At 65.4% G+C, this 22,364-nt stretch carries 24 protein-coding genes; 8 read left to right on the top strand and 16 right to left on the bottom strand.

All coding sequences use genetic code 11. The features are described 5' to 3' along the window. Positions 1–118: 118 nt before the first annotated feature. The 14 genes from bfr to aroQ all read right to left on the bottom strand — a co-directional run bounded on the left by bfr (position 119) and on the right by aroQ (position 13,612). The gene (bfr, locus tag LQ953_RS01215; protein WP_231028624.1) at positions 119–604 is read right to left on the bottom strand and encodes a bacterioferritin; all 486 of its coding nucleotides are present in this window, start codon (positions 602–604) and stop codon (positions 119–121) included. 93 nt (positions 605–697) lie between these two features. Continuing rightward, the gene (locus LQ953_RS01210) at positions 698–868 is read right to left on the bottom strand and encodes a (2Fe-2S)-binding protein (protein ID WP_231028623.1); all 171 of its coding nucleotides are present in this window, start codon (positions 866–868) and stop codon (positions 698–700) included. A gap of 76 nt (positions 869–944) precedes the next feature. Next, complete coding sequence (locus LQ953_RS01205) at positions 945–2,207, bottom strand: DUF418 domain-containing protein (protein ID WP_231028622.1); 1,263 nt, start codon at positions 2,205–2,207, stop codon at positions 945–947. Between the two features lie 11 nt (positions 2,208–2,218). Continuing rightward, on the bottom strand, positions 2,219–2,893 hold the full coding sequence (locus tag LQ953_RS01200) for a nitroreductase family protein (protein WP_231028621.1): 675 nt from the start codon (positions 2,891–2,893) through the stop codon (positions 2,219–2,221). A 57-nt stretch (positions 2,894–2,950) separates the two neighbouring features. Next, complete coding sequence (locus tag LQ953_RS01195; RefSeq protein ID WP_231028620.1) at positions 2,951–3,322, bottom strand: DUF3052 family protein; 372 nt, start codon at positions 3,320–3,322, stop codon at positions 2,951–2,953. A gap of 63 nt (positions 3,323–3,385) precedes the next feature. Then, positions 3,386–5,605, bottom strand: coding sequence for a phosphoribosylformylglycinamidine synthase subunit PurL (gene purL, locus LQ953_RS01190; RefSeq protein ID WP_231028619.1), 2,220 nt, complete (start codon positions 5,603–5,605; stop codon positions 3,386–3,388). Between the two features lie 205 nt (positions 5,606–5,810). After that, a complete protein-coding gene (katG, locus tag LQ953_RS01185; RefSeq protein WP_231028618.1) occupies positions 5,811–8,033 on the bottom strand; it encodes a catalase/peroxidase HPI in 2,223 nt (740 codons plus the stop codon). 96 nt (positions 8,034–8,129) lie between these two features. Further along, complete coding sequence (locus LQ953_RS01180) at positions 8,130–8,624, bottom strand: hypothetical protein (RefSeq protein WP_231028617.1); 495 nt, start codon at positions 8,622–8,624, stop codon at positions 8,130–8,132. A gap of 20 nt (positions 8,625–8,644) precedes the next feature. Beyond that, the gene (locus LQ953_RS01175) at positions 8,645–9,478 is read right to left on the bottom strand and encodes a TIGR00266 family protein (RefSeq protein WP_231028616.1); all 834 of its coding nucleotides are present in this window, start codon (positions 9,476–9,478) and stop codon (positions 8,645–8,647) included. A gap of 27 nt (positions 9,479–9,505) precedes the next feature. Continuing rightward, positions 9,506–10,960, bottom strand: a complete 1,455-nt coding sequence (locus LQ953_RS01170) for a phospholipase D-like domain-containing protein (RefSeq protein WP_443026525.1) — start codon at positions 10,958–10,960, stop codon at positions 9,506–9,508. 10 nt (positions 10,961–10,970) lie between these two features. Further along, a complete protein-coding gene (arsC, locus tag LQ953_RS01165; RefSeq protein ID WP_231028615.1) occupies positions 10,971–11,306 on the bottom strand; it encodes an arsenate reductase (glutaredoxin) in 336 nt (111 codons plus the stop codon). Continuing rightward, on the bottom strand, positions 11,303–12,655 hold the full coding sequence (gene accC, locus LQ953_RS01160; protein WP_231028614.1) for an acetyl-CoA carboxylase biotin carboxylase subunit: 1,353 nt from the start codon (positions 12,653–12,655) through the stop codon (positions 11,303–11,305). The genes arsC and accC overlap by 4 nt, the downstream gene beginning before the upstream one ends. Before the next feature lie 2 nt (positions 12,656–12,657). Beyond that, a complete protein-coding gene (gene accB, locus LQ953_RS01155) occupies positions 12,658–13,140 on the bottom strand; it encodes an acetyl-CoA carboxylase biotin carboxyl carrier protein (protein ID WP_231028613.1) in 483 nt (160 codons plus the stop codon). A 37-nt stretch (positions 13,141–13,177) separates the two neighbouring features. Further along, complete coding sequence (gene aroQ, locus LQ953_RS01150) at positions 13,178–13,612, bottom strand: type II 3-dehydroquinate dehydratase (protein ID WP_231028612.1); 435 nt, start codon at positions 13,610–13,612, stop codon at positions 13,178–13,180. An 80-nt stretch (positions 13,613–13,692) separates the two neighbouring features. Here aroQ and thiS point away from each other — a divergent pair, with 80 nt between their 5' ends. The 3 genes from thiS (at position 13,693) to LQ953_RS01130 (ending at position 15,731) form a co-directional block, all read left to right on the top strand. Beyond that, positions 13,693–14,700: a sulfur carrier protein ThiS gene (gene thiS / locus LQ953_RS01140; RefSeq protein WP_269141215.1), complete on the top strand. Its 1,008-nt coding sequence runs from the start codon at positions 13,693–13,695 to the stop codon at positions 14,698–14,700. Further along, the gene (locus tag LQ953_RS01135) at positions 14,700–15,473 is read left to right on the top strand and encodes an alpha/beta hydrolase (RefSeq protein ID WP_231028611.1); all 774 of its coding nucleotides are present in this window, start codon (positions 14,700–14,702) and stop codon (positions 15,471–15,473) included. Before thiS ends, LQ953_RS01135 begins: the two co-directional genes overlap by 1 nt. Before the next feature lie 87 nt (positions 15,474–15,560). Beyond that, a complete protein-coding gene (locus LQ953_RS01130) occupies positions 15,561–15,731 on the top strand; it encodes a CsbD family protein (protein ID WP_231028610.1) in 171 nt (56 codons plus the stop codon). Between the two features lie 59 nt (positions 15,732–15,790). Here the strand turns inward: LQ953_RS01130 and LQ953_RS01125 are convergent, their stop codons facing one another. Continuing rightward, positions 15,791–16,030 carry a hypothetical protein gene (locus LQ953_RS01125; RefSeq protein ID WP_231028609.1) on the bottom strand — a complete coding sequence of 80 codons (240 nt, stop codon included), beginning with the start codon at positions 16,028–16,030 and terminating at the stop codon, positions 15,791–15,793. A 38-nt stretch (positions 16,031–16,068) separates the two neighbouring features. Continuing rightward, on the bottom strand, positions 16,069–17,721 hold the full coding sequence (locus LQ953_RS01120) for a thiamine pyrophosphate-binding protein (protein ID WP_231028608.1): 1,653 nt from the start codon (positions 17,719–17,721) through the stop codon (positions 16,069–16,071). 106 nt (positions 17,722–17,827) lie between these two features. On the opposite strand from LQ953_RS01120, the gene LQ953_RS01115 reads away from it, so the two are divergent. The 5 genes from LQ953_RS01115 to leuC all read left to right on the top strand — a co-directional run bounded on the left by LQ953_RS01115 (position 17,828) and on the right by leuC (position 22,190). Then, the gene (locus LQ953_RS01115; RefSeq protein WP_231028607.1) at positions 17,828–18,535 is read left to right on the top strand and encodes a CoA transferase subunit A; all 708 of its coding nucleotides are present in this window, start codon (positions 17,828–17,830) and stop codon (positions 18,533–18,535) included. Further along, a complete protein-coding gene (locus LQ953_RS01110) occupies positions 18,532–19,596 on the top strand; it encodes an HAD family acid phosphatase (protein WP_231028606.1) in 1,065 nt (354 codons plus the stop codon). The genes LQ953_RS01115 and LQ953_RS01110 overlap by 4 nt, the downstream gene beginning before the upstream one ends. After that, the gene (locus tag LQ953_RS01105; RefSeq protein WP_231028605.1) at positions 19,596–20,231 is read left to right on the top strand and encodes a CoA transferase subunit B; all 636 of its coding nucleotides are present in this window, start codon (positions 19,596–19,598) and stop codon (positions 20,229–20,231) included. Before LQ953_RS01110 ends, LQ953_RS01105 begins: the two co-directional genes overlap by 1 nt. A 151-nt stretch (positions 20,232–20,382) precedes the next feature. After that, the gene (locus LQ953_RS01100) at positions 20,383–20,685 is read left to right on the top strand and encodes a putative quinol monooxygenase (RefSeq protein ID WP_231028604.1); all 303 of its coding nucleotides are present in this window, start codon (positions 20,383–20,385) and stop codon (positions 20,683–20,685) included. 62 nt (positions 20,686–20,747) lie between these two features. Continuing rightward, positions 20,748–22,190 (top strand): 3-isopropylmalate dehydratase large subunit, encoded by a 1,443-nt coding sequence (gene leuC / locus LQ953_RS01095; protein WP_231028603.1) that lies wholly within the window; start codon positions 20,748–20,750, stop codon positions 22,188–22,190. The last annotated feature ends 174 nt before the right edge of the window (positions 22,191–22,364 follow it).

Genomic DNA, 22,364 nt, shown 5'->3' with positions numbered 1-22,364 from the left:
GGCTTGGCATGGTCCTCTCCCGTTCTTTTCCGGGAGGTATAGCGGCGGCAGGGGACGGGTTGTCCAGCCTTGCCGCCGCGAAGGATTATTCCGGCGGTCGCCGGGGTAATCGCGTGGATCAGCTATGCGGCTCTTCAGCGCGGCTGTTGAGCTGGATATAGTTTTCGATACCCATGCGGGCGATCATGTCGAACTGGCGCTCCAGCGTGTCGATATGCTCTTCCTCGCTATCGAGGATGCGGCGGAACAGGTCGCGGCTGACATAGTCGCGAACGTTTTCGCTGTGCTGGATGGCGTCGCGCAGCACCGCCACCGCTTCCACTTCAACGGCGAGATCCGCGCGCAGGATCTCTTCCACCGTCTCACCGATGCGCAGGCGGCCGAGCATCTGGAAGTTGGGCAGGCCATCCAGGAACAGAATGCGCTCCGCCAGCCAGTCGGCGTGCTTCATCTCGTCGATGGATTCGTGGCGCTCCAGCTCGGCGAGCTTCTTGACGCCCCAATTGTCGAGCAGGCGATAGTGCAGCCAATATTGGTTGATCGCCGTGAGCTCGTTCTTGAGCACCTCGTTAAGATATTCGACGACCTTCGCGTCACCCTTCATCGCACTGCCTTTTGCTGGAAACCACCTAAGGCTTTACAGGCAAATTAGGTGTGCGAGAACCGCAGAAATCTGCGATTTTCGCAGTTGCGAACGCTACGCAGCCGCGCGTTCTTCGCGGATGATCTCGCGGGCAAAGGGGACGCACTGGCCGCATTTGGAGCCCAGGCCGAGCGATTTATAGGCCTGGCAGGCACTCGTCACGCCGCCACGCGCGGCCTGACGCACATCATGTTCCCGGATAGCATTGCAAACGCAAACGACCATCGAAAGCCTCACTCTTGTTGAGCGTGCTCTAGGCCTACTGCGACTGATTCGCAAGCCTAATGCGAAGCACTCGCAGTTATACGGAGGCGGTTCGTCGCATCGGCTGAAGGTTGCGGCCGACAAGGCTACGCCACAGCCATTCGAACGGGCCGAATCGGAAATGGTCGAGGCACGGCTTTGACCAGAGCAGGATGACTGCCCACACCCCCACCACAATCGGGTAGAGCTGCCAGCGCGAAAGCTGCCCGAACCAGCCCAGGCCATAGCCATAGAAGATCGTCGTGCAGATCAGGCTGGTGAGCAGATAGTTGGTGAACGCCATCCGCCCTGCCGCTGCCAGTCGCACCGTCAATCTACCGCCCGATCGTGCGGCCAGTTGTAGCAGGCAGATCCAGCCGACGATCATCAGCAGCCGCAGCGGCGCGCTAAGGGCAAGGCTGGCGACCGCCACCGGCAGCAACGCAAACCCCGTCACGATCAGCCACCCGGCAAGCGCACCATAAGCGGGCAGGGCAACGCTCCAGCACCGCACCAGCCACACTCGATACCGGTGCCGCGGCCAGGCGCCGGTCAGCAGCCCGCTGCGAAACGCGGCCATGCCGAGCAGCATGTACGCCAGTGTCTCAGGCCCAAAGAAGAACAGCATCGCGAACGGCATCGTCGCGTTCTCGGCGAAACGCGCGCGGAGGATGTCGGCATAGCCGGCGCGATACTGCGCAAGCTCTTGGGCGATCGCCTGGGGCGATGGCGTACCGAAGGTGTCGTTGAAGCTCTGGAGCTGGCGGGCATGCGCCTGCACCTCCGCCGCAGCCGCACCGGCCTGCTGCACCGTCCACACCTGAAGCGGCACAAGCGCGAACATTGCCGTGGCGGCAACGGCGAGCAGCAGGCCGAGCACGATCAACCGCTCGGTCGGCAAGCGGCGCAGTGGATACGCGATCATCCCCACCAGCCCATAGTGCGCCAGGATGTCACCGTCCCAGACCAGCCAGAGATGCGCGAGGCCAAACACCAGCAGCCACCCCATGCGTGCATAATGCACCCGCGCCGGATCGCGCCCACCCGCTTCCGCCCGCTCGATGACCAGCAGCATCGAGGCGCCGAACAGAAAGGAGAACAGGCCCCGCATCTTGCCGTCGAACAGGACGAAGTTGACCGCCCAGGCGAGCAGGTCCGCCCCATGCCAGCCGCCATAGGTGCGCGGGTTCTCATATGCCGCGCCCGGCATGGCGAAGCCGACGATGTTGAGCAGCAGGATGCCGAGCACCGCCACGCCGCGGATGATGTCGAGCGAATCCAGCCGGATGGAAGCGGGAGAGGCGGGGGGCGGCGCGGTCATGCCCCTCCGGGCTACAGCCAGCTGGTGATCTGCTCCAGCGACTTCTTGTCCAACGCGCGCTTGGGAATGACGGCATCGGCGGCGGCATGGCCAGCGACGATCATCATCAGCGGCTTTTCCTGTGCGGGCCGCCCGCACACCCGGTTGAGGAAGCGCATCGGGTTGGGGGTGTGCACCAGCGTGGCAATGCCGGCCTGGTGGAGCGTCGCCAGCAGCAGCCCACAGGCGATACCGACGCTCTCGGTCACATAGTAATTCTGCTCTTCATCGCCCTCGCCACGACCGCCCCAACGCTGGGCGAAGGCGATGATGATCCAGGGCGCAGTTTCCAGATATGGCTTGTCCGGCCCGGTGCCGAGCGGCCACAGCGCGTCGAGCCATTGTCGCCCCGCGCGCCCTTCGTAAAAGCGCCGCTCCTCTTCCTCGGCGGAAACCCTGATGGTGCTCTTGGCCTCGGGCGAGGACACGACAACGAAATGCCAGGGTTGCCGGTTCGCGCCATTGGGTGCCGAGCCCGCGGCCCGTAGTGCCGCCTCGATAATCTCGCGGGGAACGGGGGTGCTGGCGAAAGCGCGGCAGCTATGCCGAGTGCGCATCGAATCGCTGAAACGCACTGCCTGCGCGACACGCTCGGAGTCGCTCAACTCGGCATAGGGTCGCCAAGGGAGCGTCGCCTGTTCTTCCATCCCATTCCCTGCACACGCTTCGTCGACGCATCGGTACTGGAGCGGGAGATACGTACGTCATCTCGCGATCAACTTCAGTCCTGACCAATTGTCTCCCAGACTGCAAGAGTCAGCAAGTACGAGGTGCAACGGAGCGGCCAGGTCACCAATTCTTTGGGTTTGCAGTTCCCCGTCGCCAGGATGGACGACCCAGAGGAAGCCATTGGTCGCCAGCAGCGGCGCCGCGGCGGCAAGTTCGCGTTCCAGCGTCCGGTCATCCGCGACGCACAATATCGCGCACTGCATGCCGTCCGTTGCGGTGGCCTGTTCCTCAACTCCGAGCGCGTCGGAATCGAGTCGTGCGCGCAGTCCATCGGGCAGGTTGTGGAACCAGCAGCGGATGCCGGGCTTCAGCCCCAATTGCTTTGCGAGTGCGTGGTCTGCGGCCATGAAGCGTCTCCCTCTCGTTCGCAGCCTAACGCGCGAACAAGAGGGAGGAACCCCTCATGTTCGTTACGCCAATGCGGCGTCTTCCCCCATCAGCGTCGGGAAGAAGCCCTCATGCGCGTCGCGAAGGTCCGCGATGGAAACGCAGTAGTCACCCTCTTCCAACTCAAAGATGAGCCGGTTGGCGATGGTGCGCCCGATCGGATCGGCGACCAGGCCCGCTTTGTCCGCAGCGACCAGGAAGTCGGCCAGCGCCTCGTCCTTCACGGTGACGACATACAGGCCTTGATCCTCGCCGAACAGCGAGCCGGCGATGCCGAAGGGCTGGGGCTGGTCGATGATCACGCCGATGTTGGAGGCGAGCGCCATTTCGGCGAGCGTGACCGCAAGCCCGCCGTCCGAAACGTCGTGGCAGGCGGTGATGCAGCCGGTGCCGATCGCCGAGCGGACGAACGCGCCCAGGCGGCGCTCCATCATCAGGTCGACTTCAGGCGCCGGGCCTTCCTGGCGGCCATGGATCTCGCGCAGCCAGATCGACTGGCCGAGATGGCCGGCGCGCTCGCCGAGCGCGATGACGATGTCGCCGGTGCCCTTGAAGCCGATCGTGCAATTCTTCTGCCAATCCTTGAGCAGGCCGACGCCGCCGATCGCGGGAGTGGGAAGGATGGCGGAGCCGCCGCCGGTCGCCTTGCTCTCGTTGTAGAGCGAGACGTTGCCCGACACGATCGGGAAGTCGAGCGTGCGGCACGCTTCCGACATACCCTCCAGGCAGCCGACGATCTGGCCCATGATCTCGGGCCGCTGCGGATTGGCGAAGTTGAGGCAGTTGGTCACCGCCAGCGGGGTGGCGCCCACCGCCGACAGGTTGCGATACGCCTCCGCAATCGCCTGCTTACCGCCCTCGACCGGGTCGGCGAAGCAATAGCGCGGGGTGCAGTCGGTGGTCATCGCCAGCGCCTTCTGCGTGCCGTGAACGCGGACCACCGCGGAGTCGCCGCCCGGGCGCTGCACGGTATCGGCGCCGACCATGTGGTCATACTGCTCCCAGATCCAACGCCGGCTGGCGATGTCGGGCGAGCCCATTAGCTTGAGCAGGTCGGCGGCAGGATCGACGCTCTCCGGCACATCGGTCAGCTCGGCCGGCTTGGGCGTGGGCACATGCGGACGGTCGTAGAGCGGCGCTTCGTCGGCGAGCGGGGCGAGGGGGATGTCGGCGACGGTGTCGCCCTTCCACTTCAGCACCATGCGGCCAGTGTCGGTGACATGGCCGATCACCGCGAAGTCGAGCTCCCACTTGCGGAAGATCGCCTCAGCAAAGTCCTCGCGGCCGGGCTTGAGCACCATGAGCATACGCTCCTGGCTCTCCGAGAGCATCATCTCGTACGGCGTCATGCCCTCTTCACGCTGGGGCACATCGTCCATCACCAGCTCGATGCCGACGCCGCCCTTCGACGCCATCTCGACCGAGGAGGAGGTAAGGCCGGCCGCGCCCATGTCCTGGATCGCGACGATCGCGTCGGAGGCCATCAGTTCCAGGCACGCCTCGATCAGCAGCTTTTCGGTGAAGGGATCGCCGACCTGCACGGTGGGGCGCTTCTCTTCCGAGTCCTCGCCGAAATCGGCCGAGGCCATGGTCGCGCCGTGGATGCCGTCGCGGCCGGTCTTCGATCCGACATAGACGATCGGATTGCCGATGCCCGAGGCGGCCGAATAGAAGATCTTGTCCTGGTCGGCAACGCCCACGGTCATCGCGTTGACCAGAATGTTGCCATCATAGGCCGGGTGAAAGTTCACTTCGCCGCCCACCGTCGGCACGCCCACGCAGTTGCCATAGCCGCCAATGCCATGGACGACGCCGGCGATCAGGTGGCGCATCTTGGGATGGTCAGGCCGGCCGAAGCGCAGCGCGTTCATGTTGGCAATCGGCCGCGCGCCCATGGTGAACACGTCGCGCAGGATGCCGCCGACGCCCGTCGCTGCGCCCTGGTACGGTTCGATGTAGGACGGGTGGTTGTGGCTCTCCATCTTGAAGATGGCGGCCTGGCCGTCGCCGATGTCGATCACGCCGGCATTCTCGCCGGGACCGCAAATGACCTGCGGACCGGTGGTCGGCAGCTTCTTCAGGTGGATGCGGCTCGACTTGTAGCTGCAATGCTCGGACCACATCACCGAGAAGATGCCAAGCTCGGTCAGGTTGGGCTCGCGGCCCATCGCCTTCAGGACGCGCTCATATTCCTCAGGGGACAGGCCGTGCTCGGCGACGATCTCGGGGGTGATCTGAGTCATGGCTGGAGCCCATAGCGAGGGCTTTTGACGGCGTCACCTGTTCGCGTGCGACCAAATCCAAACCCTCCCTGAAAGGGAGGGGCGAGGGGTGGGTGTAGAAAAGGCCGGGGTCGATCCCCCGGCCTTTTCTCTTGTGGCAGGTAGGGCTCGCTGCGCTCGCACCCACCCCCGACCCCTCCCTTGCAGGGAGGGGAGTGTGTTGCCTTTAGTCCAGCAGATCAAACCGATCCGCGTTCATCACCTTTACCCACGCGGCCACGAAGTCGCGGACGAACTTCTGCCCGGCATCATCGCAGGCATAGACCTCGGCGATCGCGCGAAGCTGGCTGTTGGACCCGAACACCAGATCGGTGCGCGACGCGGTGCCGACCTGTTCGCCCGTGTGGCGGTCGGTGCCGACGAACTCCTGGTCGCTTTCTTCCGACACCTGCTTCCAGGCGGTGGCCATCTGGAGCAGGTTGATGAAGAAGTCGTTGGTCAGCGTGCCCGGGCGGGTGGTCAGCACGCCGTGCTTCTCGGCCTTGGGGTGATTGGCGCCCAGCACGCGCAGTCCGCCGACCAGCACCGTCATCTCCGGAGCCGAAAGACCCAGCAACTGCGCGCGGTCGACCAGCAACTCCTCGGTCGGAACGGTGAACCGCGTCGACAGATAGTTGCGGAAGCCGTCGACCTTGGGCTCGAGCACCGCAAAGCTCTCTATGTCGGTCTGCTCCTGGCTCGCATCGGTACGGCCAGGGGTGAAGGGCACCTCGATGGCATGGCCAGCCGCAAGTGCCGCCTTTTCGATGCCCACCGAGCCGCCGAGCACGATCAGATCGGCGATCGAAACCTTGCGTCCCTGCGCGTTGCTGCTGTCGAACTCGGCCTTAATGCCTTCATAGACCTGGAGGACACGGGCGAGTTCCTCGGGACGGTTGACCTCCCAATCCTTTTGCGGCGCCAGGCGGATGCGCGCGCCGTTGGCGCCGCCGCGACGATCCGACCCGCGATAGGTGGAGGCCGATGCCCAGGCGGTGGTGACCAGCTCCGCAACTGTAAGGTCGGACTTGCCAATTAGCAGGCGCAGGCCCGCGGCGTCGTTCGGAGTGATCGCATCGCGTGCGGGGGCGGGGACCGGGTCCTGCCAGAGCAGGTCCTCCTGCGGGACTTCGGGGCCGATGTACCGGCTCTTGGGTCCCATGTCGCGGTGCGTCAGCTTGAACCAGGCGCGGGCAAAGGCATCGGCGAAATAGGCCGGATCGGCGCGGAACTTCTCCAGGATGGCGCGGTAATTCGCGTCGTCCTTGAACGCCTTGTCCGCGGTCGTCATCATCGTCGGGACCTTCTTGCCCGGCGTATGCGCCGCCGGCGCCTGGGTCTCTTCGGGATTGCCGACCGGCTGCCACTGATGGGCACCCGCCGGGCTCTTCACCAGCTCGTACTCATGGTCGAGCAGGTTGTCGAAATAGGTCATGTCCCATTCGGTAGGGGTGGGGGTCCATGCCCCCTCGATCCCGCTGGTGATGGTGTGGTCACCCATGCCGCTTTCATGGCTCGACGCCCAGCCCAGGCCCATCTGCGCGATGTCCGCAGCTTCAGGCTCGCGCCCGAGTTTGGACGGATCGCCCGCACCATGCGCCTTGCCGAAGGTGTGGCCACCGGCGGTTAGCGCCGCGGTCTCCTCGTCGTTCATGCCCATGCGCTTGAACGTCTCGCGCAGGTCACGCGCCGACCCCTTGGTGTCAGGCTTGCCGCCCGGGCCCTCGGGATTCACGTAGATCAGGCCGTGCTGGATCGCGGCAAGCGGGTTCTCAAGCGTGAGGCCCGCTTCCTCGTCGATGCGGGTCTGGCCGAGCCATTCCTCTTCGGTGCCCCAATAGATGTCGCGTGCGGGCTCGAACACGTCCTCGCGGCCGCCGGAGAAGCCGAAGGTCGGCCCGCCCATTGACTCGATCGCCACATTGCCGGTCAGGATGAAGAGGTCCGCCCAGCTGAGCCGCGCGCCGTACTTCTGCTTCACCGGCCAGAGCAGGCGGCGGGCCTTGTCGAGATTGCCGTTGTCGGGCCAGCTGTTGAGCGGCGCGAAGCGCTGACCGCCCGAGGAGGAACCGCCCCGACCGTCGCCGGTGCGATAGGTACCAGCGGAGTGCCACGCCATGCGGATGAAGAACGGGCCGTAATGCCCGTAATCGGCCGGCCACCAGGGCTGGCTGTCGGTCATCAGCGCCTTGAGGTCTTCCTTCACCGCCCAGTAATCGAGCTTCTTGAATTCCTCGCGATAGTTGAACTCGGGGCCATAAGGATTGGGCGACACCCCGTTCTGGGTAAGGATTTCCAGGCTGAGCTGTTCGGGCCACCAATCACGCGGCGTCTGGCCGAGCAGGCGGCGAAGCGCCTCGGGCTGTTTATTGGGATCGTTGATCGGGCTGTTCTCGGTGACGGCGTCCATGGGGAGGCTCCTCTCTCGCTCAAGTACGAACAGGCTAAGCGCACAACGCGTCAGTGGAAAACGATCTCCGTTGGTCAGACAGATTGACGCGGTCGATCACTCTCGCCGGCGCGAGAAGAGCCAGCGCCAGAAGCGCGCCTCTGCAAGCATCATACGGGCAAGGATCGGGGGCACGCCCCTGTCGGTGAGCGCTTGAGGGGTGGGATCTTTGGAGAAGGCGACTCGCAGCATGGCGATGATCGCACCGGTTTCCAGTAGGAGAAGCCCGGCAATGCCGACGCCCCGAAGCCACGCCCAGTCACGGAGCAGTATTTGCGCCGGGTCCGGCACCATATGACCAGCGACCCAGATGCCCGCGCAGGTCAGCGCCAGAACCCGGATCGCCACCGCCTTTGCCGGCCGGCTCTTGCGGTAGCAAAGCACATAAAGCGCCGGGACGAACAGGCACCAGTCGAACAAGGCGACTGCCTCACCAAGCTGAGGCCGTGCCTGCCAGTCATGCGCGGATTGAAAGTTGAGCGACGCCGCGAGCCAGAGCGGGATGAGCGCATAGAACCAGTGTTGCCGTAGCCGAGCCGTCACCTGCACCATGCCCCTGCTCCTGCTCCTGTTTAGCGGTTGCCCCCAATGAAATCGCCCAGGCCGCCGAGCACCGACCCTTCGCCGCGGTTACCGCCGCCCATCGCGCCCGAGGCTGCGAACATCCGGCCCGCCAAACGGGAGAAGGGCAGGGACTGGATCCACACCTTGCCCGGGCCGGTGAGCCGCGCGAAGAACACGCCCTCGCCGCCAAAGACCATGCTCTTCACCCCGCCCGCGGCGATCAGGTCGAAGTCGACGCTGGGCGTGAACGCCGCGATGCAGCCGGTGTCGACATGGAGTTCCTCCCCAGCCTCTAGCACACGCTCTACTACAGTGCCGCCCATCTGGACGAACACCCAGCCATCGCCCTCCAGCCGCTGCATGACGAAGCCTTCGCCGCCGAACAGGCCGGTCATGATCCGGCGCTGGAAGTGGATGCCGATCGACACGCCCTTGGCGGCGGCCAGGAAGCTGTCCTTCTGGCAGATCAACGCCCCACCCAGCGTATCCAGCTTGATCGGCAGGATCGCGCCCGGCGTGGGCGAGGCAAATGCCACGCGTGCCTTGCCGCGCCCTTCATGCGTAAAGACGGTGGTGAACAGGCTCTCGCCGGTGACCAGCCTTTTCCCGGCGCCCAGCAGCTTGCCCATGAAGCCGCCGCCCTGGCCGCCGCTGCCGTCGCCGAACACGGTGGCCATGGTCACCGGCGCGTCTTTCCACACCATGGCCCCGGCTTCCGCCACGGCGCTCTCGCCCGGATCTAGTTCGATCTCGACGAACTGAAGCTCCTGTCCCTTGATCTCGAAATCGATATCGTCGGCCAGACCGGTGTTGCGATGATGCTGCCAGGGACTCGGGGGCATTCAGAGGCTCCTTGTTGGTGCCCCTTCTTACCTCGGCTTGCGCAGGCGACGAAAGAGGCCGCCGCTCGCCACCGGCTCGAACAGGTCGTCCGGGTTTTCAGGGTCGAGCGCCTCGTTCTCCGCAAGCCAGCCGGAAACGGCGGTGAGGTCGGGCGTCTCGTACGGGCGCAGCGTGCGCCCCGGGCGGGTTCGCAGTGCCTCGATCGCTGCGACCAGCGACCCCCTGGCCTCTATCGTCGCGGCGACTTCCTCCGGCGTGGTGCCGAGATGCTCGGCGAGCAGACCGTCGCGGATACCCTGAATGCTCGTTCGCATGTCCGCATCGCGGGCCTCGACCGTCACATCGCATTCGGTATCCAGGCGGAGCGAGCGGTTGTTGAAGTTGGATGAGCCGATGCGGAGCACCTGATCATCGACCACCAGCACCTTGGCATGAACGTAGATGGACTGCCCGGCCGCGGTGAAGGGATGATAGAGCCTGAAGCGGCCGTGGCGATCACGCTGGCGCAGTGCCTCGAACAGCCGCGCGCGCGCCGTGTCCATGGCGAGTTGTTCGAGCCAGCCGTCCGCCTTTTCCGGATTGACGATGACGATCTCCGGGCCGTCCGGCTCGTCCAGTCGGCGGGCGATCGCCTCGGCGATGCGGCGGGAGGCGAAATACTGGCTCTCGGCGTAGATCGTGCGCCGCGCGCTGGCAATCAGCGCAAGGTAGAGGCGCTCGATCTCGTGGACGGGCGTCTCTCCGTCCATTTCGGGTTGGGTACGCGAGATACCGGCCTGGATGTTCTCGAAATGCGGAGTGAGCCGTTCGGGCCAGCACAGATCGGTCTTGGGCGGCTCGGGGATCTCAGGCCCTCCGGAGAGCGACCAGCGGGTGCGGGCGAGTTCGCCCAAAGCCTTGGCGATCGGTCCCTGGAGCGCAGTGGTCGCGTCGTGCCAGGGCCCATGCTGCCGCCATTCCGGATTGGCCCGTCGCGGATCGTCGTCGCGATGCTCGCGCGTGTCCCAGCGGCCAATGGTCATGTCGATGCCGCCGCAAAAGGCGAGGCAATCGTCGATCACCACGATCTTCTGGTGATGCGAAGCGCCTGGTGGATGGTGGCCGTCCAGCCGCGGATGTATGCGCGGGTGCAGCATCCAGCGCGCAATGGTCGCTACGGTCTTTGGCCGCAGGAGGGACTTTAGCGCACCCATGTCCCATCGCAGCAGGTAGATGTTCAGCGACGGTGTCCGCCTGGCGAGCCAAGTGAGGAACGGGCCGACCTGCTCTGGCGCATCGGGCGCCTCTTCGCATGCCTGGGCTAGCCGGATACGCGCATCGAAGTCCCAGCCGATCAGCAATATCTGGTGCTTGGCCTCGAGCATCGCGTCGCGGACGGCACGGAAATAATCCTCCGCATCCACGATCACCGACACGCGAGTCGCCTGTTCGATCCGCCAGGCGGTATCGCCAGGCCGTGCGATCGCCTCGGGCTGACTCACCGCAGCGCGATCACAGGATTTCGCGCACCTTTTCAGGAGGCCGGCCGAGACGCACGCCCTTTTCGGTTTCCACCAGCGGCCGCTCGATGAGCATCGGATCGACGGTCATCGCGTCCAGGATGGTGTCGGCGCCTGCATTCTTCAGCGGCCGTGCAGCATCCTCCGCCACGCGCAAGCCAGCCCGGGGCGTCATGCCCGCGCGGGCATAAAGCTCGGCCAGCTTGGCGCGGCTGGGCGGGGTCTTCAGATACTCGATGACCTCCACCTCGGCGCCGGCATCCTGGAGGATTCCCAGCGCCTCGCGCGACTTGGAGCATCGCGGATTGTGATAGATGCTGGCCTTCACGCGTCCTGCTTCGCCAGCCACTCTTCCAGCCACTTGATCGTGTAGTTGCCGGACTGGAAGTCCGGCTCGTCGAGCAGCGCCTGGTGGAGCGGGATGGTAGTCTTCACGCCTTCGATAACGAACTCCTCGAGGGCGCGGCGGAGGCGGCGGATACAGCCTTCGCGAGTGCGGCCGAAGACGATCAGCTTCGCGATCATCGAGTCGTAATAGGGGGGGATTTTATAGCCGGCATAAATGCCGCTATCGACGCGCACGTGCATGCCGCCCGGCGCGTGGAACGCAGTGATTTTGCCAGGTGAGGGCGCGAAGGTCTTCGGGTCCTCGGCGTTGATGCGGCACTCGATCGCGTGGCCGCGAAACTCGATTTCATCCTGCGTGACGGAGAGCGAGTGGCCCTCGGCGACGCGGATCTGTTCGCGGACCAGGTCCATGCCCGTGATCATCTCGGTCACCGGATGCTCGACCTGAAGCCGCGTGTTCATCTCGATGAAATAGAACTCGCCGTCTTCCCACAGGAACTCGATCGTGCCCGCGCCGCGATAACCCATGTCGGCCATCGCCTTGGCGACGATCGCGCCCATACGTTCGCGATCTTCCGGCGTGATGACCGGCGACAGCGCTTCCTCAAGCACCTTCTGGTGACGGCGCTGAAGCGAGCAGTCGCGCTCACCCAGGTGGATCGCGTTGCCGTTGCCGTCGCCAAACACCTGAAATTCGATGTGCCGCGGGTTGCCGAGATATTTTTCGAGATAGACCGTGGCATCGCCGAACGCGGCTTTCGCCTCGCTGCCCGCCTGGAGCATCTGGGTCTCAAGCTCGGCAGGATCGTGCACGACCTTCATGCCGCGCCCGCCGCCGCCCGAAGCCGCCTTGATGATCACCGGATAGCCGGCCCGTTCGGCAATGGCCTTGGCTTCCGCAATGTCGCTGATCGCGCCATCCGAACCGGGGACAAGCGGCAGGCCAAGTGCACCCGCGGTGCGCTTGGCTTCGATCTTGTCGCCCATGGTGCGGATATGCTCGGGCTTGGGCCCGACGAACCTGATCCCGTGCGCTTCGACGATCTCGGCGAACTGGGCGTTCTCGGACAGGAAGCCATAGCCCGGGTGGATCGCGTCGGCGCCCGAGATTTCGGCGGCCGAGATGATGTTCGGGATGTTGAGATAGCTCTCGCCCGCGGGGGGCGGCCCGATGCAAATTGCCTCATCCGCCAGCCGCACATGCATGGCGTCCGCATCGGCGGTGGAGTGCACCGCGACCGTCTTGATCCCCATTTCATGGCAGGCGCGATGGATGCGCAGCGCGATCTCGCCGCGATTGGCGATCAGCAGCTTCTTGATCTGCGGCATGCTTACTCGACGACCACGAGCGGCTGGTCGAACTCGACGGGCTGGCCGTTCTCGACCAGGATCGCGCGGACCGTGCCGGCGGCAGGCGCGTTGATGGTGTTCATCACCTTCATCGCCTCGATGATCAGCAGCGTGTCGCCGGCCGCGACCTTGTCGCCCACGCCGACAAACGCCTTCGCCTCAGGATTGGGCTTCAGATAGGCAGTGCCGACCATCGGCGACTTCACTGCGTTCTGCGTCGCAGCAGGGGCAGGCGCGCCGACTTCGCTCGGAGCGGCAGCAGGCGAGACTGGTGCCGGCATCGCCACGGGCGGCGCCATGTGCATCATCGCCGGTGCGGCCTGCACCTTGCGCGCGACGCGGACGCGGCGGGTGCCGTCCTCCACTTCGATTTCGGTGAGTTGCGTATCGTCGAGCACGGCAGCGAGTTGGCGTACCAGCTCGATATCTACCTGCATTGCCCCGCTGTTGTTGTTCTCGGCCACAGACGACCCTTCTGTACGAATTAAACCGCGCCCTCTGTCAGAGTCGCGCGGCGGCTTCAAGCGCGAGCATGTAGCTGAGCGCGCCAAAGCCGGCGATGGTTCCGCGCACGGCACGTCCGACAAGGCTGATGTGCCGGAAGTCCTCGCGCGCATGCGGATTGGAGAGGTGCACCTCGATCACTGGCGTTTTGATGCTCTTGATGGCGTCATGAAGTGCGACCGAAGTGTGGGTAAAGCCGCCGGCGTTGAGCAGAACAGCCCTGGCGCCGCGCGCCTGCGCTTCGTGCAACCAGTCGATCAGATGCCCCTCGTGGTTCGACTGGCGCAGGTCGATCTCAAGGTCCAGTTCGCGCGCCCGGTCCTCCAGCTGACCGGCAATGTCATCCAGCGTGTCATGGCCATAGATCTCCGGCTCGCGCAGCCCCAGCAGATTGAGGTTGGGACCATTGAGGACGTAGATCGTGTCGGCCAAGAACATGCCTTTCGGTTGCGGCGTCAGCGCGGGGGACCCTATATGACCCGGCGTCCCCGATCAAATTTCAAGGCTGGTTCATGCACACCGACGGTACCGTCTCCATCAGCGTCAATGGCGAGCACAAGCGGGTGACCGCCGGGCTTACGATCCTCAAGCTTGCCGAGGAGTTGGGGCTGGTGCCCGAAAAGATCGCCGTGGAGCGCAACCTGGAGGTTGTGCCGCGCTCGACCCTGGGTGAAGTGCTGGTCGAGGACGGCGACGAGCTGGAGATCGTGCATTTCGTCGGCGGTGGTGACCATGCCGGCGCGGTGACCGCGGACGACAGCTGGAGCGTGGCGGGCAAGACCTTCCGCTCGCGGCTGATCGTCGGCACCGGCAAGTACAAGGATTTCGCGCAGAACGCCGCGGCGGTGGAGGCTTCCGGCGCCGAGATCGTCACTGTGGCGGTGCGCCGCGTGAACGTCAGCGATCCCACTGCGCCGATGCTGACCGACTATATCGATCCCAAGAAGATCACCTACCTTCCCAACACCGCCGGCTGCTTCGACGCCGACAGCGCGATCCGCACGCTGCGACTGGCGCGTGAGGCTGGCGGCTGGGAACTGGTAAAGCTTGAAGTGCTCGGCGAGGCGCGCACGCTCTATCCGGACATGGTCGAAACACTGCGCGCGACCGAGATCCTGGCCAAGGAAGGCTTCAAGCCGATGGTCTATTGCGTCGACGATCCCATCGCCGCCAAGCGGCTGGAGGATGTCGGCGCGGTGGCGATCATGCCGCTGGGTGCGCCGATCGGGTCAGGGCTGGGCATCCAGAACCAAGTGACGATCCGCCTGATCGTTGAGGGTGCCAAGGTGCCGGTGCTGGTCGATGCGGGCGTCGGATCGGCATCGGACGCAGCGGTCGCGATGGAACTGGGTTGCGACGGCGTGCTGATGAACACTGCCATTGCGGAGGCCAAGGACCCGATCCTGATGGCGTCGGCGATGAAGGCCGCGGTCGAGGGGGGGCGGCTGTCTTACCGGGCCGGGCGCATGGCCAAGCGCCGCTATGCCGATCCGTCGAGCCCACTTGCCGGCCTGATCTGATGCGCGCGGCGGTGCTCGCCGGGCTGCTGGCGCTCGGAGGCTGTGGGCCTCCGGGGCAGAGCACCGCCAATCAGGCATCGCCCGGCCGCATCTCCGCCGAGCCTGTCACGCTCACCACCGCAGACGGCGTGAAGATCGACGGCGTCTACACCCAGGTCGAGCATCCCCGCGCGCTGATCCTGCTGTTTCACCAGGACCGGTCGGGCAAGGACGAATACGCGCTGATCGCACCGCGACTAGCCCAGGCGGGCTATGCCTCGCTGCGCATCGACCAGCGCGTGGGCGGCGACTTGTTCGGCGGCAATCTCACTGCCCAGCGACTTGGCAAACGCGTCGGTTATCTCGAGGCGAAGCCGGACCTGATCGCGGCGCTGGACTGGGCCAAGACGAAGAAGTTGCCGGTGATCCTGTGGGGCAGCAGCTATTCGGCATCGCTGGCGCTGCTGCTTGCGAGCGAGCGGCCGCAAGAGGTCGCGGCGGTGCTGGCCTTCTCGCCGGGCGAGTATTTCGATGACAGGCAATTGCTCGCACGCGCCGCGGCGAAGATCCGTGTACCGATCTTCGTCACTTCGGCGCAGGACGGGCGGGAGATCGATGCGGCACGCGCGGTGATCGATGCTGCCCCGGCTGAAACGGAGGTCCACTTCGTCCCGAAGCTTGGCGGCGTGCATGGCTCCTCCACGCTGTTGCGCGAACGCAATCCGGAAGGTGCGGAGCCGACTTGGAAGGCCGTGCTCGCTTTCCTGGACGATGTGCCGGCACCGACGCGTTAGGAACCCCGCGCATCGCGGGCCGTTATCTTCTGCAACGGGATGCAAGAGCGCCGACACGGTGCCGGCCCCGCAGCCAGGAGAACGAGCATGGGTGAACTTACCGACAAGATCAAAGGCAATGTCAACGAGCTCACCGGCAAGGTGAAGCAGCAGTCGCCGAACCCGGCCACCCGCGACGAAGGTGCCGCGCAGGAGCTCAAGGGCAAGGGCGAGCAGTTCGTGGGCAAGGTCAAGGGCGCGCTCGGCAACGACATCTGAGCCGATACAAGCTTACGCAGGGGAAGGGGCGGTTCGGAAACGGGCCGCCCCTTCTCGTTTCAGTCGTTTACGTAGAACGCCCAAAGCCGGCTCGGCAGCCGCGCGGCGGCAAAGCGCACCGGGCTGCGCGTCGAACCGACTTCGCATACTGAGAACGACTCGGTCTGCGACGAATCGAGCGGGTTGGGCAGGCGCACGGTCTGGCCGTTGATCCAACGCCATTCCTGCTGCCACACCTTCACGCCCTTCAGCGCGAACTGATCATTTTCCTTGCCGATATGTACGCTACGCCACGACATGCGGATCTCCTTCCGCGCGCACTGTAGCGACCGAGGGTTCAGCGATTCCTAATGGCAGTGATCGTGGTCGCCGCAGTGATCACTTCCACATCGGTCTTGAGGTGGAGCAGTCGGACGCCGCTTTTGTTCAAGGCGCGGCCGAGCGCAGGCGCGAAATCCTCGGTTCGCTCGACTGTTCCCGCCCAGCAGCCAAAGGCCCGCGCCAGTGCGGCGAAGTCCGGATTGTGCAGCGTCGTGCCCGACAGGCGCGCGGGAAACTCGCGCTCCTGGTGCATGCGGATCGTGCCATAGGCGCCGTTATCCACAACGATCACGATCAGATTCGCGCCGTGCTGCACGGCCGTGGCAAGTTCCTGCCCGTTCATCAGGAAATCGCCATCGCCCGCCACCGCGACCACCTGGCGATCCGGCGCGCGCAGCGCCGCGGCGACTGCGGCAGGCACGCCATAGCCCATCGCGCCGGCGGTGGGCGCAAGCTGAGACGGCTGCACCCCGTAATGCCAGTAGCGATGCCACCAGCCCGAGAAATTGCCCGCGCCATTGCAGATGAGCGTGTCGCCCGGCATCAGCTCGCGCATCGCCCCGACGCACATGCCCAGGTCCAGCATCACGCCGTTGCGCGGCTTGGGGGTGGACCATTCGAGCCATTCCGCGTGCGCTTCGGCAGCGTCGGGCCGCGGCTGCTCGGGATGATCGGCGCAGGCGAGCATGTCGGCGAATTCATAGACTCCGGCGCACACCGGTATGTCCGCGCGGTAGACCCGGTTCAGCTCGTTGGCGTCGGGATGGACATGGATCAGCGTCTGCCCCGGATGATCCGGCGTGATCAGGCTATAGCCATCGGTGGTCGCTTCCCCCAGCCGCGCGCCGACAACCAGCAACAGATCCGCTGATTTGATCCGCTCCACCAGCTTCGGGTTTGGTCCATAGCCGAGATTGCCCGCCCAGACCGGCGAGTGATTGGGAAGCGCGTCCTGCCGGCGAAAGGCGCCCGCCACCGGAATACCCCAGTTCCGTGCGAAGGCATTGAAGGCGCCCGCGGTCGAGCGGCTCCAACCAGCGCCACCAACGATCGCTACCGGCCGCTCGGCGCTACGCAAGCATTCGAACACCGCGTCATAGGCAGCCTTGCCAAGCTCGCCGGTCAAGCGTTCGATCCTCGGCCGATCGACTGCTGCCACCCTGTCGCACAGCATGTCCTCGGGCAGCGCGATCACCACCGGCCCGGGACGGCCACTGGTTGCGACGCTCCATGCCCGCGCGACATATTCCGGAATGCGCGCGGCATCCTCGATCCGTGTTGCCCACTTCGCCAGCGGCGCGAACATCGCCGGCAGGTCGACTTCCTGAAAGCCCTCGCGATCGCGCATGCCCCGGTCGACATCGCCGACGAACAGGATCATCGGCTGCGAATCCTGCATCGCGACATGAACGCCGATGCTGGCATTGGTCGCGCCCGGCCCCCGGGTGACGAAGCAGATGCCCGGCCGCCCGGTTATCGCACCGTCGGCGCAGGCCATGAACGCGGCTCCGCCTTCCTGACGGCAAGTCACCAGGTCGACCTGCGGCATGTCGTGCAGCGCGTCGAGCACCGCCAGGAAGCTCTCGCCGGGCACATGGAAGATGCGGTCGCACCCCTGCGCCACCAGATTGTCGAGAAGGATGCGGCCGCCGGTGCGAAGCTCAGTCATGCCCCTTCCTAACCCGCACCCCCTGCGAAACGGAAGGGGGCGTGCCGTCGCTTGACGCTGGCTTGGGCGGGGGCTTATCGCCGCCTGAGTTCAGGAGACGATGGCGATGAAGAAGCTTTACCCGGACGCAGCCGCCGCGCTGGAAGGGGTGCTGTTCGACGGCATGACGATCTGCGCGGGCGGGTTCGGCCTGTCGGGCATTCCCGAGCGGCTGATCGACGCGATCCAGGCAAGCGGGGTGAAGGACCTCACCATCGCCTCCAACAATGCCGGCATCGACAATGAAGGCCTGGGGAAGCTGCTGCGCTCGCGCCAGGTCAAGAAGATGATCTCGTCCTATGTCGGCGAGAACAAGGAGTTCGAGCGGCAATATCTGAGCGGTGAGCTGGAGGTGGAATTCTGCCCCCAGGGTACGCTGGCCGAGCGTTGCCGCGCAGGCGGGGCAGGGATCCCCGGCTTTTACACCAAAACCGGCGTCGGCACCCTGGTGGCCGAGGGCAAGGAAGTGAAGACCTTCGACGGCGAAGACTATATCCTTGAACGCGGCATCCGCGCCGACCTGTCGATCATCAAGGGGTGGAAGGCCGACGAAAGCGGCAACCTCCTGTTCCGCAAGACCGCGCGCAACTTCAATCAGCCCATGGCGACCGCCGGCAAGATCTGCGTTGCCGAGGTGGAGGAAGTGGTGCCGGTCGGCAGCCTCGATCCCGACGCGATTCACTTGCCGGGCATCTATGTGAAGCGGATGATCGTCGGCGCGCCCTACGACAAGAAGATCGAGTTCCGCACCGTGCGGCCGCGTGAGGCGGCATGAACGTAGTTCGACTTTCAGCGCTGCTGGCCAGCGCCGGGTTCGTGTTGTCGGGCTGCATCGCGGCGGCAGTGCCCGTCGCGGCGGCTGGTGGGCTTTACAAGGCGCAGCAGGACGGATCGAATAAGCGCGAGCGCCGCGCCAAGGGTGATCGCAAGGCGCAGGCGTCACAGCCCGGCCAGATCGTCACGACGCCCGATGGGCAGCGCGTGACGGTCACCAGCCTTAACCAATTGCCAGCGCCCGACGGCAGCGTCGCGGCACCTGCCGCGTCAGGCAAGGTCCCGCCGGAAATGCAGTTCCTCTACGGCTCGGGCGAGGCGGCGGCGCTCAGCTACCAGGCCTATCAGGCGCTGTGGAATTATCTGCGGGTCGAGATCAGCTATCTTCGGGACAAGACGCAGGCCAGGTCGGTGATGCTCTCGCCCGGCTCCACGCTGGACAATCCCAAGTTCGAGACCTGCGGCAAGCGGCCCCAAGCGGTGGTGCTCGATGTCGACGAGACAGTGCTTCAGAATCTGGGTTACGAGGCGGACGCTGCGCAGCGCGGCAACGACTTCGACGCCGGGCGCTGGGCGCGCTGGGAAGAAACCGGCGTGACGCAGGTGCTTGCGGTGCCTGGTGCTGCCGAGGCTTTGGCCGCCGCGCGGCGCGAAGGCTTCACCGTGATCTTCAATTCGAACCGCTCCACCGCAACCGCGGCGCAGACGGCCGCGGCAATCAACCATGCCGGCCTGGGGCCGGCGGTGCTGGGCGAGACGCTGTGGCTGCGCGGGCAGGGCGAGCCGAGCGGGAAGGACGCGCGGCGCGCGCAAATCTCACAACGCTACTGCATCGTCGCCATGGCGGGCGACCAGTTGGGCGACTTCAGCGACTTGTTCAACGCGCCTGAACTGGGCGTGCAGGCCCGCCGCAGCAGTGCGGGCGCCAGCCTGATCGCGCCGCTCTGGGGCGCCGGCTGGTTCATGCTGCCGAACCCAGTTTATGGCACGGGCCTGAAGGGCGGCATGGACGACGTGTTCCCGCCCGCCGTGCGCTGGACCGACCCACAGGAGAAGAAGTGATGCCCTGGACGCGGGACGAAATGGCGGCGCGCGCCGCGCGCGAGCTGCAGGACGGCTTCTACGTCAATCTCGGCATCGGCATTCCGACGCTGGTCGCCAACCACATTCCGCCAGGCGTGGAGGTGACGCTGCAGTCGGAAAACGGCATGCTCGGCATCGGCCCTTTCCCGTATGAGGGCGAGGAGGATCCTGACCTGATCAACGCCGGCAAGCAGACGATCAGCGAGCTGCCGCAATCGGCCTATTTCGGGTCGGAGCAGAGTTTCGCGATGATCCGCGGCGGGCATATCGACCTGACCGTGCTCGGCGCGATGGAAGTCAGCGAAAGCGGCGACATCGCCAACTGGATGATCCCGGGCAAGATGATCAAGGGCATGGGCGGCGCCATGGATCTGGTGGCGGGCGTCAAGAAGATCATCGTGGTGATGGAGCATACCTCCAAGAACGGCGACCCCAAGTTCATTCCGGCCTGCACGCTGCCGCTGACGGGGAAGAATGTGGTCGACATGATCATCACCGACCTGGCCGTCTTCCAGCGCACCGACCACGACAGCCCGTTCCGCCTGATCGAACTGGCGCCCGGCATCACGCCGGACGAAGTGGCCGCCAAGACTACCGCGCACTACGTCGCCTGATCGTGCCTTTGCAGGCTCTGGAAAGTGGCCTTCCTGCCCAGCCAGTTTCCGGTAGAGTGAAGCCATGGGCATAGAGCGACGCGCTTTCCTGGCCGGAACGGCGGCGTTTGCCGCTGTTGGGCCGGCAGCAGCAATGGACAAGGGACCCGCGATGTACGGCCTGATCGGGAAGATGACCGCACAACCTGGCAAGCGCGATGCGCTCGCCGCCATCCTTGTCGACGGCGTGGCGGGCATGCCAGGCTGCCTGAGCTATGTGGTCGCCAACGATCCTGCCGATGCTGAGGTCATCTGGATCACCGAAGTGTGGACGTCGAAGGACGCGCATCAGGCATCGCTCGCGCTGCCTTCCGTGCGCGAAGCGATCAGCAAAGGTCGACCGTTGATCGCGGGCATGGAGCGGATCGCGGAAACCGTGCCGATTGGCGGCTCGGGCCTCACTGCCGGAAAATAGCTTTATCGGCAGAAAGTTGCGTAGCGGCTTGCCCTAACGATCTTTTCTATTAAAGCGCGCGCATGTCTAATGCACCGCGCACCTTGTACGAGAAGATCTGGGCCAACCATGTGGTCGAGCGCCGGGATTACGGCACCTGCCTGATCTATATCGACCGCCACCTGGTCCATGAAGTGACCAGCCCGCAGGCTTTTTCCGGGCTCCGTGCCGCCGGGCGCCGGCTGCGCCGCCCCGACCTTACCCTTGCGGTGCCTGACCACAACCTGCCGACCACCGCGCGGGTCGATGCGTCGGGCCAGCCGCTGCCGATCTCCGATCCGGCGAGCGCGGGCCAGCTTTCCGCACTGCGTGCCAACGTCGCCGAGTTCGACGTCCCGTATATCGACGCGCTCGATGCCCGGCAGGGGATCGTCCATGTCGTGGGGCCCGAGCAGGGCTTCACCTTGCCAGGCACGACGCTGGTCTGCGGCGACAGCCATACCTCGGCGCATGGCGCGCTGGGCGCGCTGGCGTTCGGCATAGGCACGTCCGAGGTCGAGCATGTCATGGCCACCCAGACGCTGCTGCTCGCCCAATCAAAGACGATGGAAGTTCGCGTCGACGGCACGCTGGGCTTCGGCGTCAGTCCCAAGGACGTGGTGCTTGCGATCATCGGCAAGATCGGCGCAGCCGGCGGCACCGGCTATGTGATCGAATTCACCGGCGAGGTGATTCGCAGCATGTCGCTCGAGGGTCGGCTGACCGTGTCCAACATGTCGATCGAGGGCGGCGCCCGCTCAGGCCTGATCGCGCCCGACGACACGACCTTCGCGTACCTCAAGGGCCGGCCGATGGCGCCCAAGGGTGCGGCATGGGACAAGGCCCTCGCCTATTGGCGCTCGCTGCCAAGCGATCCGGGTGCCCGCTACGATGCCACCGTGCAGCTTCAGGCGAGCGACATCGCGCCGTCGCTGACCTGGGGCACCAGTCCCGAGGACGTGGTGCCGATCACCGGCGCGGTCCCGGACCCGGAGAGCTTCGCCGATCCTTCCAAGCGCGTCGCAGCCCAGAAGTCGCTCGACTATATGGGTCTGACGCCCGGCATGCGCATGCAGGATGTCGGCATCGAGCATGTCTTCATCGGATCGTGCACCAACAGCCGCATCGAAGACCTGCGCGCCGCTGCGGCTGTGGTGAAGGGACATCACGTTGCCGACCGCATCCGCCAGGCGCTGATCGTGCCGGGCTCGGGGCTGGTGAAGCGCCAGGCCGAGGCCGAGGGGCTCGACCGCATCTTCACCGAGGCCGGCTTCGAATGGCGCGAGCCGGGCTGCTCGATGTGCCTGGCGATGAACCCGGACAAGGTGCCGGCCGGCGAACGTTGCGCTTCCACTTCGAACCGCAATTTCGTAGGGCGGCAGGGTCCGGGCGCGCGGACGCACCTCGTCTCGCCGGCCATGGCCGCGGCGGCGGCGGTGACCGGGCGCTTGACCGACGTCAGGGACTTGATGGCGGCGGACGCGTGAGGGGGTTTAATCATGAAGCGGGCGCTGTACGCACTCATCATCGGCACCGTGCTGAGCGGCTGCGCCGCGGCCTATGCCTCGGCGCAGAGCAAGCGGGCACCCGCACCCTCGGACACGTCCGCCATTCGCTGATTTCCGTCGGGCTTCGCGCCACGGCGCTTGCAGGAGCCTGAC

It is taken from the genome of Sphingomonas sp. IC-56, from assembly GCF_021043375.1.
Taxonomy (GTDB): Bacteria; Pseudomonadota; Alphaproteobacteria; order Sphingomonadales; family Sphingomonadaceae; genus Sphingomonas.
Note: the sequence above shows the minus strand (reverse complement) of the source record. Positions and strands in the feature narration are given on the sequence as shown.

Bases quoted from the DNA above. Each gene is read 5' to 3' on its own strand.
- bfr (WP_231028624.1), bottom strand. From the start codon at position 604: ATGAAGGGTGACGCGAAGGTCGTCGAATATCTTAACGAGGTGCTCAAG.
- LQ953_RS01210 (WP_231028623.1), bottom strand. From the start codon at position 868: ATGGTCGTTTGCGTTTGCAATGCTATCCGGGAACATGATGTGCGTCAG.
- LQ953_RS01205 (WP_231028622.1), bottom strand. From the start codon at position 2,207: ATGACCGCGCCGCCCCCCGCCTCTCCCGCTTCCATCCGGCTGGATTCG.
- LQ953_RS01200 (WP_231028621.1), bottom strand. From the start codon at position 2,893: ATGGAAGAACAGGCGACGCTCCCTTGGCGACCCTATGCCGAGTTGAGC.
- LQ953_RS01195 (WP_231028620.1), bottom strand. From the start codon at position 3,322: ATGGCCGCAGACCACGCACTCGCAAAGCAATTGGGGCTGAAGCCCGGC.
- purL (WP_231028619.1), bottom strand. From the start codon at position 5,605: ATGACTCAGATCACCCCCGAGATCGTCGCCGAGCACGGCCTGTCCCCT.
- katG (WP_231028618.1), bottom strand. From the start codon at position 8,033: ATGGACGCCGTCACCGAGAACAGCCCGATCAACGATCCCAATAAACAG.
- LQ953_RS01180 (WP_231028617.1), bottom strand. From the start codon at position 8,624: ATGGTGCAGGTGACGGCTCGGCTACGGCAACACTGGTTCTATGCGCTC.
- LQ953_RS01175 (WP_231028616.1), bottom strand. From the start codon at position 9,478: ATGCCCCCGAGTCCCTGGCAGCATCATCGCAACACCGGTCTGGCCGAC.
- accC (WP_231028614.1), bottom strand. From the start codon at position 12,655: ATGCCGCAGATCAAGAAGCTGCTGATCGCCAATCGCGGCGAGATCGCG.
- thiS (WP_269141215.1), top strand. From the start codon at position 13,693: ATGCACACCGACGGTACCGTCTCCATCAGCGTCAATGGCGAGCACAAG.
- LQ953_RS01135 (WP_231028611.1), top strand. From the start codon at position 14,700: ATGCGCGCGGCGGTGCTCGCCGGGCTGCTGGCGCTCGGAGGCTGTGGG.
- LQ953_RS01130 (WP_231028610.1), top strand. From the start codon at position 15,561: ATGGGTGAACTTACCGACAAGATCAAAGGCAATGTCAACGAGCTCACC.
- LQ953_RS01125 (WP_231028609.1), bottom strand. From the start codon at position 16,030: ATGTCGTGGCGTAGCGTACATATCGGCAAGGAAAATGATCAGTTCGCG.
- LQ953_RS01120 (WP_231028608.1), bottom strand. From the start codon at position 17,721: ATGACTGAGCTTCGCACCGGCGGCCGCATCCTTCTCGACAATCTGGTG.
- LQ953_RS01115 (WP_231028607.1), top strand. From the start codon at position 17,828: ATGAAGAAGCTTTACCCGGACGCAGCCGCCGCGCTGGAAGGGGTGCTG.
- LQ953_RS01110 (WP_231028606.1), top strand. From the start codon at position 18,532: ATGAACGTAGTTCGACTTTCAGCGCTGCTGGCCAGCGCCGGGTTCGTG.
- LQ953_RS01105 (WP_231028605.1), top strand. From the start codon at position 19,596: ATGCCCTGGACGCGGGACGAAATGGCGGCGCGCGCCGCGCGCGAGCTG.
- LQ953_RS01100 (WP_231028604.1), top strand. From the start codon at position 20,383: ATGTACGGCCTGATCGGGAAGATGACCGCACAACCTGGCAAGCGCGAT.
- leuC (WP_231028603.1), top strand. From the start codon at position 20,748: ATGTCTAATGCACCGCGCACCTTGTACGAGAAGATCTGGGCCAACCAT.